Here is a 13,263-nt window from a genome sequence, read left to right as displayed (position 1 = left end):
CTTTATTTTACTAAAGGGTAACGATGGCGTTTGATCTAGACAGAGCTGAAACTCATCGACATAGTCCTTCGGAAATATAGACGGTGAGCTTGCGATAAACTGACCAAATTTAATATAGGTCGCGCCCAAGTCCTCAAAGAGCTCTCGCAGCTCGCGGGGACTTGGCTTACGCCGCTGAAAAAGACACTTCAGTGCCCGTGGCGACACTGCCGACGCCGTCTGTAATACCCGCCAAGACCCTCTGAGACCGAATTCCGCAATACTTATGCGGCGGCCCGAGGTGTCTGCAGCTGCGCTCAAGAAATTTGCCTTTGATGCGGCCTGCATCACCTTATCCCTAACACTACTGGACTGTTTTTTAGCCATTTTCCCTAAATCCCCTACCGGCAATCGCCCAAAAAATAATCGTTTCAACCAAATTAACACCATTGTAATCAGATAGTGTCGCGCTGTAAGTTACACTTCTATTACTTAAATCGTCTGCTCAGCACTAATCCGCCAATAATAATGGAGCCAAACTCATGCAGGATACCCGCATCTTATACACTGAACAGCCCGTGGACGGTGATAAGCCAGATCTAACAAGCGATTCCCTTTGCAGTAAAATCAACGCTCAGCAATACCAAATCAACGGTCACACTGTCACTCTACCCGTCACAGTTAATAACGCGGCCATGCTGATGAACGCGTTTACCGTCAACGCCGCAAAAGCCCAAGCACTCATTGCCGATAGTGGCTTTAAGGTTGTCGAGCTATTCCCAGGCAAAGCGCTTATGCAACTGCTTGCGGTCGACTACCGAGAAAACGATTTAGGCGACTACAATGAAGCCGCCATTGTATTTCCCGTGACCACCCCTGGCGAGTCGAAACCGCTACCGTTTTTCGGCGCACTGAGTCGAATGATGCAAGGAAAACTCGCGAATTTTATCTACCGCATGCCGGTAAACCAAGGCTTCACCACCCATGCAGGTCGCTTTATCTGGGGCTTTCCAAAGTGGCTTAGCCATGTCGAGATCGACTTTGGGCCTAAAATAGCATTTGCACAATTTCATGATGACGGTGAAGCGGTCTTCAGCATTAGTGCCCCAACTGGCGGTAAAACCCGAGCCAAACCCCAATTAGCGCCATCGCTCGCAATTCGTAATAAACAAGCCTGGAAAACCATTGGCAGTACCGAGGGTGACGGCCTCAGTTTTAAACTCGGTGGCCAAATGCCTGAGATTGGTGCAAAACATCCACTGGCAATGGTACTTCGGGAACTCGGCCTTCCCAAAAAACCGCTGTTTAGCTTATCCATCAGCAAAGCCAAAATGCGCTTTGACGGCCCAGAAGCCGTCGCCATTGGGGAGCCATTTAAACGCTAAACACCCCAGCACATACCGTGTTATTTAACTGGCGGCTAAACCCGCCAGTAAGCCACTTTGGGCAATACCGTCAAACAAAAACTGCATTGCCAAGGCACAGAGCAATACGCCAAACACTCGGCTAATCATGTGCATTCCAGTGACACCAAGCCAATTTTGCAAACGACTGGCCAACAGTAACGACCCCAAGGTCATCGCCATCACTAGCAGCAAAGCAAAAACGACAGCACCCTGCTCAAGAAAGTTACCTTCGGCATGCGCCATTAGTAGGATTACCGCACCAATAGCACCAGGCCCAGCAATTAACGGCGTCGCTAGCGGGAAGACGGCAATATCGGCCTTTTCCTCAGCCTCTAAATCCTCGTCAGTCGTCGTTGTGGTTGCGCCACTGCCTTTTACCGTAACCAAGTCAATCCCAATCAGCAGTAACAAGACACCGCCTGCTGCGCGCAAAGCCGCAAGGGATATTCCCAAGGCATTGAGTATCATCTCACCCAACACGGCAAAAGCCAGCAGTATACCGCTAGCAATTAGCACGCCACGAAACGCCGTTCGTGCGCGCTCTTTTGCCGAAACGCCACTCGTCAGTGCCGCAAACATTGCAGCAACATCTATGGGACCAATAGTCGCGAAAAAGGTGGTTACCGAGACACTAAAGGCCTCGATAACAGCGCTACTCAAAACCATTAAACAGCCTCAATTTTAGCAATTGCGGCGGCCGCCTCAGCAATTAATGCTGGGCCGCGATAAATGAAGCCGGTATACACTTGAACGAGAGAAGCCCCGGCCGCAATTTTCTCCGCCGCCGACGCTCCGTCACAAATGCCACCAACACCTATAATAGGCAGCCGACCTTGCAGCGCGTCAGCCAATATTCGAATTACCCGGGTTGAGCTTTCCCGCACCGGTGCACCACTCAATCCGCCCATTTCGCTGCCGTGACGTAAGCCGGCCACGGCATCCCGAGCGATGGTCGTGTTTGTGGCAATAACGCCATCAATTCCCTGCTCAACAAACACCTCGGCGACTTTACGAATATCTTCTTCAGCCATATCAGGGGCAATTTTAACAGCCATAGGTACATACTTATCGTGGCTTTTAGCCAATTTCAATTGCTCAGACTTTAGGGCAGCCAGCAAATCGATTAACGGTTGCCCAAACTGCAAATCACGCAGCCCAGGGGTATTGGGCGAAGACAGATTAACCGTGATGTAACTGGCGTAAGGGTATACTCCGCGCAGGCCAAGCAAATAGTCATCAACCGCATTCTCTGCAGGGGTATCTTTGTTTTTACCGATATTAATACCCAGCACACCGTTAAAGCCGCTGTTTTTAACTTGATCTAGTAAATGCTCAAGCCCCAGATTATTAAAACCCATGCGATTAATAATCGCCTGGGCCTCAGGCAGCCGAAATAAACGCGGCTGCGGGTTACCTGGCTGCGCGACTGGCGTCACCGTTCCCACTTCAATAAAGCCAAAGCCCAAGGCGGCAAGCCCATTAATATGCTTGGCATCTTTGTCCAAGCCCGCAGCTAGACCAACCGGATTGGGAAATTCGATACCCATCACTTTCCGAGGATTACTGGCGACAGGCTTAGTGAGTAATTGGCTTAAACCGCATTTTTCTATAAAAGAGATGAGCGCTAAAGAAACGTGATGAGCGCGCTCGGGAGACAAGCAAAATAACAAGCGGCGTAAAACAGCGTACATGAGAAAAACCTTATATAAAGAGCCGCATAAAGCTTAAGACCAAGAAAAAGGAGCAGCCCCGCCCCCGTCCCTAATTCAAGCTACGCCGACGTGTGTAAACCGCATTCACGGTTTTCTGCCACCTTAGTGGGATCAAAATAATGTTTACAGCTCGGCAATTTGTGCTCGCTCATAAAAGCCTGCACATCGGCCTCCGACCAGTAAAAAATAGGTGCAACCTTAAGAATACCGCGGCCGTCCCAGGACAAAATATCAAGATTCTGCCGGAATTCAGTTTCTTCCTTGCGAATGCCTGTCACCCAAATTTTTGGCGCCAATTCCGCAAAAGCGCGGTTAAAGGGCTCCAACTTCACTTGCCGCGTAAACTCCCGATGCAACTCGGGATTATCATCAGGGTGTGGAATCCCCCCCATAATGGCATTGCGATGCTCGGCAGTAATCAGCGGTACATAGGGCTTAATATTCGGTTTGAGCAATTTAATAAGCTGCTCCGCAACCCGATATGCATCGGGCACATTATAACCACTATCCGCCCATACCACGGGCATTTCTGGGGCCACATCCGTTACCAATTTCAACATCACCGCAGCATTGGGTGAAAAGCTAGTCGAGGCCATAATCGGCTCATTCAACGACACCGCCCAGCGAATAATTTCTTCAGCAGAAGCGTTTCGCAGAGTAGCATTTAAAGCCTCGAGATCAAGATCCATAATATTGTCTATTTAACAGGTTAATTGGCCGACGACTTTAGCACAGCGGGGCTATAAATATAAATAAAATCTTTAAAATCATATACTTATAACAAATGCGAATATGGTTATAACAAAACGCATACTTATTCCTCGCTGTACTCCTGCAGACTTTTTGAGACAACCTCATACACGTCACTAGACAAGTCGGGCTGCGCCAACACGCGCTGCAACTCTCCGCGCATTAACTGCTGGGCAGCGGGCAAATATTTCCGCCACTTGGTCAACGGCACCAACAAGCGCGAGGCGATTTGCGGATTACTGCGATTAAGCACAATGACCTGGTCCGCGAGAAAGCGATAACCGGCACCGTCCTCGCGATGGAAATTTACGCCATTTTGACCACAAAAAGCGCCTATTAATGCGCGAACCTTATTGGGGTTGCGAATATCAAAAGCCGGATGCGCCATCAAGGCCTGAACCGTTTCAAGAGTACCTGGCACGCGGCACATAGCCTGAACTTGGAACCATTGATTGATTACCAGCGGCTCATGTTGCCAGTTTTGGTAAAAACGCTGCAGCGCTTCTGCTTTATAGGGCGCAGCGCTATTGACCAAGGCATTGAGTGCTGCCAAACGGTCGGTCATATTCTCGCTGCGCTCAAATTGGCTAATGGCCAAATCATGCGTGGCCTTATCATCCAGCAACATTAGATATGCTAAGGCGGTATTTTTTAAACTACGCTGGGCGATTTGCGCGGCATCGGCAGCATAAGGTGCATTGCTAGCGCAGCGCGCGTAACAAGCCAGTAATTCTGGGCGCAGTGACTTGGCAATGGCTAAGCGCAGCGCCTCGCGAGCGCGATGCAGGCCTAGCACATCGACCGGGTGAAAAATCTCTGCCAAATAGGCTTCTGAGGGCAATTGCAACATCATCGCAACCATTGCGCCATCAAGGGGCTCATCAAGTAGTAAATCTCTGCAGGCGTCCAAATAGGCCGGTTCGGGTCTAACTTCCCGTCCAGCGGCCATCTCAACTAGCGCTTGGCGAATTTCAGCAAGTCCAAGCTGCTGACTGGCATCCCAGCGGCAAAAACCATCGCTGTCACTGCGCATTAAACGCAACAACTGCTGCGGGCTATAGGCAAAATCCAATTTTACCGGCGCAGAAAACCCCCGCAGCAAACTTGGAACGGGCTCCTCTTTAATACCTGTGAAGGTAAAGCGCTGCTCAAGCTCCGTTACATTCAACACCATTTCCGTGTTATCTGCGGTTTCAGTATTTGGCTCAGCGCCAGCCACTTGTAGCGCAAGCTGACCGGCCTCGCCCAAGAGGGCGACGGCAAATGGAATGTGAAAAGGCGCTTTTTTTGCTTGCCCTGGCGTTGCCGGGCAGGATTGCTGCACATCCAGAGTGTAGGTTTGTGCCGCGGCATCATAGTGTCCGCGCACCGTTAATTTCGGTGTCCCCGCTTGCGAGTACCAATTACGGAACTGCCCTAGGTCAACGCCGCTAGCGTCTTCCATTGCAACCACAAAGTCCTCGCAAGTAACGGCCTGACCATCATGGCGTTCAAAGTACAGATCGCTGCCCTTGCGAAATAGCTCAGGGCCCAGCAGAGTATGAATCATGCGCACAACTTCAGCGCCCTTTTCATACACCGTTACCGTGTAAAAATTAGAAATTTCGATAAACGAATCAGGGCGAATGGGGTGAGCCATTGGCCCCGCATCTTCAGCAAATTGTGCCGTGCGCAGCAGGGTGACATCCTCAACCCGCTTTACTGTTGGCGACCCCATATCCGCAGAGAAGGCCGCATCTCTAAAGACAGTAAAGCCTTCCTTTAGACTGAGCTGGAACCAGTCTCGACATGTCACCCGATTACCCGACCAATTGTGGAAATACTCATGGGCAACCACCCCCTCTACCCGCTGAAAGCCAGCATCAGTGGTAGTCTCAGGTTTCGCCAACACACAAGAGGTATTGAAAATATTGAGACTCTTGTTTTCCATGGCCCCCATATTAAAATCGTCAACCGCGACGATATTGAAAATATCGAGGTCGTACTCCCGCCCGTAGACGTCTTCATCCCAGCGCATGGCATTTTTAAGGGATTCCATGGCGTGATCACACTTATCAGCGTCTTTATCTTCAACATAGATTTTCAAGGCGACGTCACGGCCACTCATGGTCCGGAAACTGTCTTCGACACACGTTAATTTGCCAGCAACCAAGGCAAACAAATACGCTGGCTTGGGAAATGGGTCCTGCCATATCGTTTTATGACGGCCATCCGCCAAAACTTCGGCGGCACTTAAGTTCCCATTGGACAGTAATACGGGATAACGCTGAGCATCGGCGATTATTTCAACGGTGAACACCGACATTACATCGGGACGGTCAAGATAATAGGTTATTTTACGAAAGCCTTCGGCCTCGCACTGTGTGCAGAACATGCCGCTGGATTTATAAAGCCCTTCCAGCGACGTATTGTCCTGGGGGCGAATACGCGTTTCGCAATTTAATACAAACTCTGCAGGCACATTGGCGATTAGTAATTCCTCGCCACTTTGCACCCACTCACTGGCATCAAGGCGTCGACCATCAATAGCCAGAGAAATTAACTCTAGCTCAGTGCCGTGCAATGCCAGCGGCGCGTTGTCGGCCTTCGACGCTGGATTACGACGAATATGCAATTGCGACGACACTTGGCTGCTGTCTTCACCCAATTCAAAGACCAACTCAGTAGTATCAATAAGATACTCTGGAACTTGATATTCACTTAAATAAATTGTGCGTGGCTGCGCGTCGCGCATGTAATAACTCCTGAGCCCCTAAGACTCACTACTTAATGCAATATGGTAACCGGCATATTTGCGAATATTAATCACACCGGTGTCAAAAATAAGGTACTGCCCCTTAATCCCCATCAACGTGCCTTCTATCTCTGGAATTTTATCCAAGTTAAAAGATTTCACTTTGACTGGGTATTCACTCACGGGGTATTTAATATGCTGTACTGGAACATCTGTTACCGCCTGAATCGCCTGGATTCCAAAACGCTGCTGCAGCTCTGCAATATCATCGGCACATTCCGCTGCAAGCGCATCGCGACGCGCATACAGATCGACGTTGTCTGGCGAACCCTTTAGCATTGCCTGCCAACTGGTCTTATCTGCAACATGACTTTTATACAGTGTTTCAACTAGCCCAGACTGCAGTCGCGTGCTGACCCGAAATATCGGTAGCGCGCTGACCGCACCCTGATCAATCCATCGAGTGGGCACCTGAGTACCCCGGGTAATGCCTACTTTTACCCCGGACGAGTTTGCTAAATACACTACATGATCGATCATGCAGTGGCTTTCGCCCCACTCCGGTTCTCGGCAGGTGCCCGCCGCATAGTGGCATTTTTCTGGGCTGACAATACAGATATCACATTGCGCCAAACGCTGAAAACAGGGGTAGCAATACCCCTGATTAAAGCTTTTCTTAGTTAAGCGACCACAGTGAACACAATTAATTTGCTGCTGAAAGCGCAAGCCCAGTGTCTTGCCAATAAGCCCATTCATCGGCACTAGCTGATCGCCAATCGGCATACTGTAATACGCCGAATCACCCTCTAAGTGGGTTTTCATTTTGGCTACTGCACCAGCCATTTCAAGCTTGGCCATGACCTATTCCGCCCACTTTAATATTTGGTCGCCATCGTCGTGGTCATGGTCGTCGCCGCACAACTCACCCTCAGCCTTTTTGCCGCGATCAATATAACCGACGCGATCCGTTTCATGCTGGGTTTTCAGGTCGTAGGCAATAACCCCGGCCATACAATGCTCACGCTGTTCCACGGTCAATACCCTACCGTCTGGCCACTTGCCAATCTCAACGGCGCGTTTAAGCCCCTCGTAGATCGCGGGGGTAATATTGTCGACCAATTGTTCAAAATCCATGACTTACTCTCTTCCAACCCATTCTTAAACGACGCGCATACCAAAACGCGGCGCAGTATATCAGCTAGTGGCCGATTCAGGCTTACGATCCAGTAATGCTGCAGCCAATCCGAGGATCAATCCCAATACCAAGCCACTGAGGTGCGCGGTATTCGCCACGGCGCCCAAGCCAAGTAACTCGGTAAAACCAGCCATACACACTAGTAACCAAACCACCATCACTACGGCAACGCCCTTGACCAAGGGGAATGGCGTTGCCGCTCTAAGGCGGTTCCACACCACGATATAACCCAATAAGCCATAAATTACGCCAGACATACCACCAAATAGCGATACGCCCGTCATGGCCTGCGCGATGTTGGAGCCGGCCGCAATTAGTAAGACCAAACCTAGAATACGCACCGCGCCTTGGCGGCGCTCGATCATGCCCCCTAATTCCCACAACCACAGGCCATTAAATACGATATGCATAAGGCCAAAATGTAAAAATGCCGGGGTAATCAAACGCCACAACTGACCCACGGGCCAAGCGCCCTGTAAATCGCCCCCCACCACCTGCAATTGATAAAAACTCAAAAAGGGCAGAATCTCAAAATTACGGTCTATATAAGGCAAAATGCTGCCCACCAAACTCAGCAGCAACAATACCAGCACCACAGGAGCAGAAGCTAAATTCCGGTGCGACATGGAAGGCACTTTCGCGACACCGATCGCCGGCGCCGCCTGTATTTCTAAGTCACCGCGTTCTAAGCGCTGATATATCTCCTGTACCTGAGCAACGTGAGCCTCGGCACCAACCCACACCACCAACATGCCCCGCTCTTCGCTGATGCGGTGCGGTAGCGATAACTGCCATAACAGCGCGGAAAATTTTTCTAGATCAGCAGTGGCAGGCACACGCAAACCGACGAATTCAGACATCATCATCCTCTTTGCCAATCTGCCCACCCCAGCCCAATTTATCGCGGCAGCTCGCGTAAAAACTGTGATCTAAAGGGTGCACCAAACGCATTTTATGGGGTTTTTTGCGTACATAAATAACATCACCCGGCTGAGTGGTAATACGCAACTGGCCGTCACAGGTCACCGGCGGCTGTACCACATTATTTTTACCTACCACCATTTTGATTTCGCTTTTACCGTCAATCACAATCGGCCGACTACTAAGCGTATGGGGAAACATCGGCACGATAACAATGGCGTCTAAGCGAGGATGCATGATCGGCCCCCCCGCCGACAGTGAATACGCCGTGGAGCCGGTCGGCGTCGCGATAATTAAGCCGTCCGAGCGCTGGCGGTATACAAATTCACCGTCGACATACAGTTCAAACTCCATCATATGCCCCGAGGTACCAGAGTTAAGTACCACGTCGTTTAGAGCATCGCCCTTGCCAACAGGCTGGCCATCGCGGATCACTTCAACATCAAGAAGAAAGCGCTTTTCTAGTCGATAATGGCCGTCGAGCACCGCACCCACTTGAGTCTCGATTTCATCGGGGGAGATATCAGTTAAAAAACCAAGACGCCCACGATTCACACCCAATACAGGGGCATTATGCCGCGCCAAAGTGCGCGCCGCGCCCAGCAAGCTACCGTCACCGCCCACCACTATAATCAGATCGCAGACTTCGCCAATCATGCGCCGCGTACTAACCCGCAGTGCATGATCCGGCAGCAGCTCTGAAACGGCCTCATCGAGCACCACATTGAGTTCGCGGCGCTGTAAAAAGTCAATCAAGCGCCGCAGGGTTTCTGCTACGCCGTTGCCTTCACGACCGATCACACCTATATTGCGAAACTGTTCCATAATACCTACTGTTTATGCTTGGCCGGCTATTATACAGAAGCACGCCCAATATGACCGCTACGCGAAAGTTTGAGACACAATAGCGCGTTAATGCAAACTAAACACCACCCCACAGTGCATGGTGACTCGCTGCTACCGGCCACTCACCTACATTAATTTTCACTTGGAGAAAGTATTATTTTCACCGACCACTACCGGTACCGCTCCTCCTTAGTCACAGCGCTGGCCTGGAGCTGTTTTAGCCCACCCCTCATCACTCACTTGCAATGTGGTGATTCAACAGTGACCGCGCCGCAACTCAAGCTGAACGACCAACGCCGCGAGTGGCTTGATCGCCTTGATTGTAACGATACGCCGCTGCGCCAATACATGCAGCAGCACTGCCACAGCAAGCGACTAGGTTTAGTATTTGAAAGCCTATGGCATTTCTTTTTACGCGAAGACCCCGCGACTGAATTAATTGCTCACAATATTCCAGTGCGCAGTGACAGCAAGACCCTCGGCGAATTTGATGTACTGTATTACTGCCACCACACTCAACAGGCAATTCATTTGGAGCTGGCAGTAAAATTCTTTCTCGGCCTCAATATCACACAGCAATCACCGTCTCTCAGCCATTGGTTTGGCCCTAATCGCGCCGACCGTCTCGACCGCAAACTCGCCCGCCTCAGCCAACACCAACTGCCCCTAGCGCAGTGCGAAGCCGGCCGCGCCGCTCTGCAGGAGTATGGCGTTGATGAGCTCCAGCAGCAATTACAGGTCAGTGGCATACTCTTTCATCGCACCCAAAAAGAGGCATCCCATCACAGCTTAAACACCGAGCACCAACGTGGCCGCTGGGAAACCCTCAGCGAATTCACAAGCCAAGCTCGCAGCAACGACGATTTAGCTTGGCGCTACCTTGCCAAACCTGGCTGGTTAGAAGGCCGATTCGAGACCGCCAGCAACTTGAAACCTGAACATATTGAATTGGCTAGCGAGCGCCCGATTATGGCGATTAACGCCAAGCAAGAACGGCTTTTTATTGTCCCGAACCAGTGGCCGGAAGCGCTGTAATTAACTCTGGATAGCCACGCCGCCCCTGCAAGCCGCCAGTGTGAATAGCCAATACGCGAAAACCGGCAGGAAACTCACACTTATCGATCATACTGGTCACCGCGTACATCATTTTAGCGGTATACACCGGATCGAGCGGGATACCGCGCCTCGCCTCAAAGGCCAGGATAAAATCGCGCAAATCGGCAGATAAGCGCGCGTACCCACCGCCGTGAAAACGGTGATCTAGCGTCCAATTTCGCCGATGATGCCCAAGGGCGAGCTGCATGCGCTGAATATCTGCCGCCATATATGCCTCGGCCTTGAGCACCGGAATCCCCAGAAGCTTAACGCCATCTGCAAGCCGAGCAGAAAGCCCCGCCAAGGTCGTACCGGTACCGCAGGCCAATGCCACAACATCATACTCCCGCCCGCCTTCGGGAATGAGCGCGGCCACCTCCCCACAACCTTGCGCGCCCAAGACATTGGCACCGCCCTCCGGAATTAAGTAAGGCTGCTTATATTGAGACAGTATTTCAGCCACAAAACTGGGATCGTGGCGACGCCGATATTCACTTCGACTTAAAAAGTGTAAATCCACACCCCATGCGACCACATCTTGCAATGTAGGCGTTAGGGCTTGTTCAGCATCCGCGCGCACGCAGGCCACCGCAGCCAAGCCTTGACTACGGGCAATCGCCGCCATTGCATGAAGGTGATTTGAAAACGCGCCGCCAAAGCTGAGTATCGTTTGGGCGCCTGCCGCTCGCGCAGCCGCTAAATTCAATACCAGTTTGAACCACTTATTACCGGGCGCCAAGGCATTGAGTTTATCGAGACGTAAAACATCAAGGGTTACCCCTTCCTTAACGAATACTTGCTGTATCAAGTCCGGCATATTTACTACGCCCAATCATCCAGATCGGCACATTAGCGCAGTGAGTCACTATGATCATGGCAGCGGTCACTTTCCCCGGGACGAAACAAGCGTGGCCGCATAATTTTCGGAATCGGCTCACCACAGTACTGACCATTACTATCCCTGTGCCGACAAATTGGTAAGCGGTAATGCGCCAACCACTCATGGTATTGACCGTCAGGCACGTCACACCGTGATGCCACATAGGCCAGAGGGTCATTTAAATACCCCGGCATCTCTTCCTGCGATATCACCAAGTGCTCAACGCCGGGATGGTAGGCAACAAATACAACACCCTTTTCTGACATTGTTTGAAGCAGCTTATCATCACCACTTAACATTAAGCCGCGGTTCTGCTCTCGTAACACGCTGAGCTCGCGGCGCAATTCAACAATTTCTTTCGCGCGTAAATACAATTCGCGTTCGCGCGCGTGTAACGGTTCAGCAAGCTTAATTGCCTGATCCTTTAATTGGCGCTCTAAATTCTCTGCATGCTCGGCGCGCAATACCGCAACCTGCTGCTTATGATCACGACCGCCGCGCTCCATCAGCGCCTCAATCTCTTCACTTTTCTGCCGCACTAGTCGCTTCTGGCTGGCGAGCTCAGCATCTACCTCTTTAAAGCGCTTATTCAACTCAGCGAGATGCTCCTTCTGCGCCTTAATGACCCCTTCTCGCTCACGCAACTGCACGGTCAACTCTTCGCCCTGCCGCTCAAGCTGGCTTTGATACGCCTCCGCCTGGGTAAGCAAATTGAGTTTTTCAGCACTGCGCAAGGCAATTAATTTAGCGCGATAGCGACGATTAAAAACGGGGCCTAAGCGGCTATTATTGGCATCTGGAGCTGGCTGCACTTGCGGAACTGACGCAGTTTTTTGATGCAGCGACGTATTCGCCAAGGTATTTGTCGCGGTAACTTGGGGCTGAGCGCCAGCAGCGGGCTTAAAAAAATCTGCCACACCTGATTGCGGTGCGCTCCGCCCACCAAGCTCGCTAATGATACCGAGGCGATTGCGCTCTGCAGCCGCAATCATGCGCTGGAAAGTGCCCCCAGAACTCATATCGGGGTCCCATAGCTGGCGCCGATACCAGTCCACAGGACAAGCACTGCGACAAGCAACCTTAATGGGCCCAGCGCCGAGATCTGGGCCGAAGCTGGCGTGATCCAGTAAATGCCGCAACGGGATATTCCAATTACCGGCTACCCGCCCACGGGTATCAAAACTAATGCTAAAAAAAACAGCGCCTAAAATCTTAAGGCTGTCATCGATCTGAACAAAAGCCGCCCGCACCTCGTCGCCAGCAAAGTCCAAAATCCCAACGACATCATCCAATACCGCTTCAAACTCAGCAAAAAACATTTCTTTAACGACATTATCGTCCTTAAAGAAAACAACTGCCTCGGTTAATGCCCCCAAACGAACCTCCCAGCTTTGCTGAATACCCCGCGGCACGCACTAATTGCGACAACGATCGATAACACAGCATTATAGGAAGACTATAGGATGGCGGATAGCAAAACTAAACATTTTGTGTGAGACCACACAGAAGCGCTACAAGCTGATGCAGTGATTGCACGTATTAGCGGCTGATAAAATAGGATTTAGCAGGAAGACTTAGTGATGTAGTTGGCGGACCGGACGGGACTCGAACCCGCGACCTCCGGCGTGACAGGCCGGCATTCTAACCAACTGAACTACCGGTCCAGAAACAGCATCGAGCGCAAACAATGCAGACTGCATTGAACGGCAAGATAAAAAAAGGAGGTCTAAATAAAAAAGTTGGCG

12 protein-coding genes, 1 tRNA gene and 1 pseudogene are annotated in these 13,263 nt (G+C 51.0%); 2 read left to right on the top strand and 12 right to left on the bottom strand.

What is annotated here, in order from left to right; genetic code table 11:
• A pseudogene (locus ABYT30_RS08560) lies at positions 1 to 366 on the bottom strand (AarF/ABC1/UbiB kinase family protein); the annotation flags it as partial.
• Between the two features lie 155 nt (positions 367 to 521).
• Here ABYT30_RS08560 and ABYT30_RS08555 point away from each other — a divergent pair.
• Positions 522 to 1,364 carry an acetoacetate decarboxylase family protein gene (locus tag ABYT30_RS08555; RefSeq protein WP_373096009.1) on the top strand — a complete coding sequence of 281 codons (843 nt, stop codon included), beginning with the start codon at positions 522 to 524 and terminating at the stop codon, positions 1,362 to 1,364.
• A 24-nt stretch (positions 1,365 to 1,388) separates the two neighbouring features.
• Here ABYT30_RS08555 and ABYT30_RS08550 read toward each other — a convergent pair whose 3' ends face one another.
• The 8 genes from ABYT30_RS08550 to ABYT30_RS08515 all read right to left on the bottom strand — a co-directional run bounded on the left by ABYT30_RS08550 (position 1,389) and on the right by ABYT30_RS08515 (position 9,522).
• Positions 1,389 to 2,051 (bottom strand): MarC family protein, encoded by a 663-nt coding sequence (locus ABYT30_RS08550; protein ID WP_373081253.1) that lies wholly within the window; start codon positions 2,049 to 2,051, stop codon positions 1,389 to 1,391.
• Positions 2,051 to 3,076: a quinone-dependent dihydroorotate dehydrogenase gene (locus ABYT30_RS08545; RefSeq protein ID WP_373096007.1), complete on the bottom strand. Its 1,026-nt coding sequence runs from the start codon at positions 3,074 to 3,076 to the stop codon at positions 2,051 to 2,053. Before ABYT30_RS08545 ends, ABYT30_RS08550 begins: the two co-directional genes overlap by 1 nt.
• 80 nt (positions 3,077 to 3,156) lie before the next feature.
• Positions 3,157 to 3,786, bottom strand: coding sequence for a phosphoadenosine phosphosulfate reductase family protein (locus ABYT30_RS08540; RefSeq protein WP_373081251.1), 630 nt, complete (start codon positions 3,784 to 3,786; stop codon positions 3,157 to 3,159).
• A 125-nt stretch (positions 3,787 to 3,911) separates the two neighbouring features.
• Positions 3,912 to 6,581: an aminopeptidase N gene (gene pepN, locus ABYT30_RS08535; protein WP_373096005.1), complete on the bottom strand. Its 2,670-nt coding sequence runs from the start codon at positions 6,579 to 6,581 to the stop codon at positions 3,912 to 3,914.
• Positions 6,582 to 6,599: 18 nt separating this feature from the next.
• Positions 6,600 to 7,439: a DUF2797 domain-containing protein gene (locus tag ABYT30_RS08530; protein WP_373081248.1), complete on the bottom strand. Its 840-nt coding sequence runs from the start codon at positions 7,437 to 7,439 to the stop codon at positions 6,600 to 6,602.
• A 3-nt stretch (positions 7,440 to 7,442) separates the two neighbouring features.
• On the bottom strand, positions 7,443 to 7,715 hold the full coding sequence (locus ABYT30_RS08525) for a YeaC family protein (protein ID WP_373081247.1): 273 nt from the start codon (positions 7,713 to 7,715) through the stop codon (positions 7,443 to 7,445).
• Between the two features lie 60 nt (positions 7,716 to 7,775).
• Positions 7,776 to 8,642 (bottom strand): rhomboid family intramembrane serine protease, encoded by an 867-nt coding sequence (locus ABYT30_RS08520; protein WP_373081245.1) that lies wholly within the window; start codon positions 8,640 to 8,642, stop codon positions 7,776 to 7,778.
• Positions 8,629 to 9,522: an NAD(+) kinase gene (locus ABYT30_RS08515; RefSeq protein WP_373081243.1), complete on the bottom strand. Its 894-nt coding sequence runs from the start codon at positions 9,520 to 9,522 to the stop codon at positions 8,629 to 8,631. Before ABYT30_RS08515 ends, ABYT30_RS08520 begins: the two co-directional genes overlap by 14 nt.
• A 174-nt stretch (positions 9,523 to 9,696) precedes the next feature.
• On the opposite strand from ABYT30_RS08515, the gene ABYT30_RS08510 reads away from it, so the two are divergent.
• Positions 9,697 to 10,578: a DUF1853 family protein gene (locus ABYT30_RS08510; protein ID WP_373081261.1), complete on the top strand. Its 882-nt coding sequence runs from the start codon at positions 9,697 to 9,699 to the stop codon at positions 10,576 to 10,578.
• On the opposite strand, the gene ABYT30_RS08505 is transcribed toward ABYT30_RS08510, so the two are convergent.
• The 3 genes from ABYT30_RS08505 to ABYT30_RS08495 all read right to left on the bottom strand — a co-directional run bounded on the left by ABYT30_RS08505 (position 10,544) and on the right by ABYT30_RS08495 (position 13,182).
• Complete coding sequence (locus ABYT30_RS08505) at positions 10,544 to 11,455, bottom strand: 1-aminocyclopropane-1-carboxylate deaminase/D-cysteine desulfhydrase (protein ID WP_373096004.1); 912 nt, start codon at positions 11,453 to 11,455, stop codon at positions 10,544 to 10,546. The genes ABYT30_RS08510 and ABYT30_RS08505 overlap by 35 nt on opposite strands.
• Positions 11,456 to 11,487: 32 nt before the next feature.
• Positions 11,488 to 12,894: a hypothetical protein gene (locus ABYT30_RS08500; protein WP_373081239.1), complete on the bottom strand. Its 1,407-nt coding sequence runs from the start codon at positions 12,892 to 12,894 to the stop codon at positions 11,488 to 11,490.
• Positions 12,895 to 13,105: 211 nt separating this feature from the next.
• A tRNA-Asp gene (locus tag ABYT30_RS08495) sits at positions 13,106 to 13,182 on the bottom strand.
• Positions 13,183 to 13,263: the final 81 nt, after the last annotated feature.

Source organism: Zhongshania sp. (assembly GCF_041623545.1).
In the GTDB taxonomy this organism is placed as follows: Bacteria; Pseudomonadota; Gammaproteobacteria; order Pseudomonadales; family Spongiibacteraceae; genus Spongiibacter.
The sequence above is the reverse complement of the archived record's forward strand: the minus strand, read 5'-3'. Positions and strand labels throughout refer to the sequence as shown.

Bases quoted from the DNA above. Each gene is read 5' to 3' on its own strand.
- ABYT30_RS08505 (WP_373096004.1), bottom strand. From the start codon at position 11,455: ATGCCGGACTTGATACAGCAAGTATTCGTTAAGGAAGGGGTAACCCTT.
- ABYT30_RS08515 (WP_373081243.1), bottom strand. From the start codon at position 9,522: ATGGAACAGTTTCGCAATATAGGTGTGATCGGTCGTGAAGGCAACGGC.
- ABYT30_RS08540 (WP_373081251.1), bottom strand. From the start codon at position 3,786: ATGGATCTTGATCTCGAGGCTTTAAATGCTACTCTGCGAAACGCTTCT.
- ABYT30_RS08520 (WP_373081245.1), bottom strand. From the start codon at position 8,642: ATGATGATGTCTGAATTCGTCGGTTTGCGTGTGCCTGCCACTGCTGAT.
- ABYT30_RS08525 (WP_373081247.1), bottom strand. From the start codon at position 7,715: ATGGATTTTGAACAATTGGTCGACAATATTACCCCCGCGATCTACGAG.
- ABYT30_RS08545 (WP_373096007.1), bottom strand. From the start codon at position 3,076: ATGTACGCTGTTTTACGCCGCTTGTTATTTTGCTTGTCTCCCGAGCGC.
- ABYT30_RS08555 (WP_373096009.1), top strand. From the start codon at position 522: ATGCAGGATACCCGCATCTTATACACTGAACAGCCCGTGGACGGTGAT.
- pepN (WP_373096005.1), bottom strand. From the start codon at position 6,581: ATGCGCGACGCGCAGCCACGCACAATTTATTTAAGTGAATATCAAGTT.
- ABYT30_RS08530 (WP_373081248.1), bottom strand. From the start codon at position 7,439: ATGGCCAAGCTTGAAATGGCTGGTGCAGTAGCCAAAATGAAAACCCAC.
- ABYT30_RS08550 (WP_373081253.1), bottom strand. From the start codon at position 2,051: ATGGTTTTGAGTAGCGCTGTTATCGAGGCCTTTAGTGTCTCGGTAACC.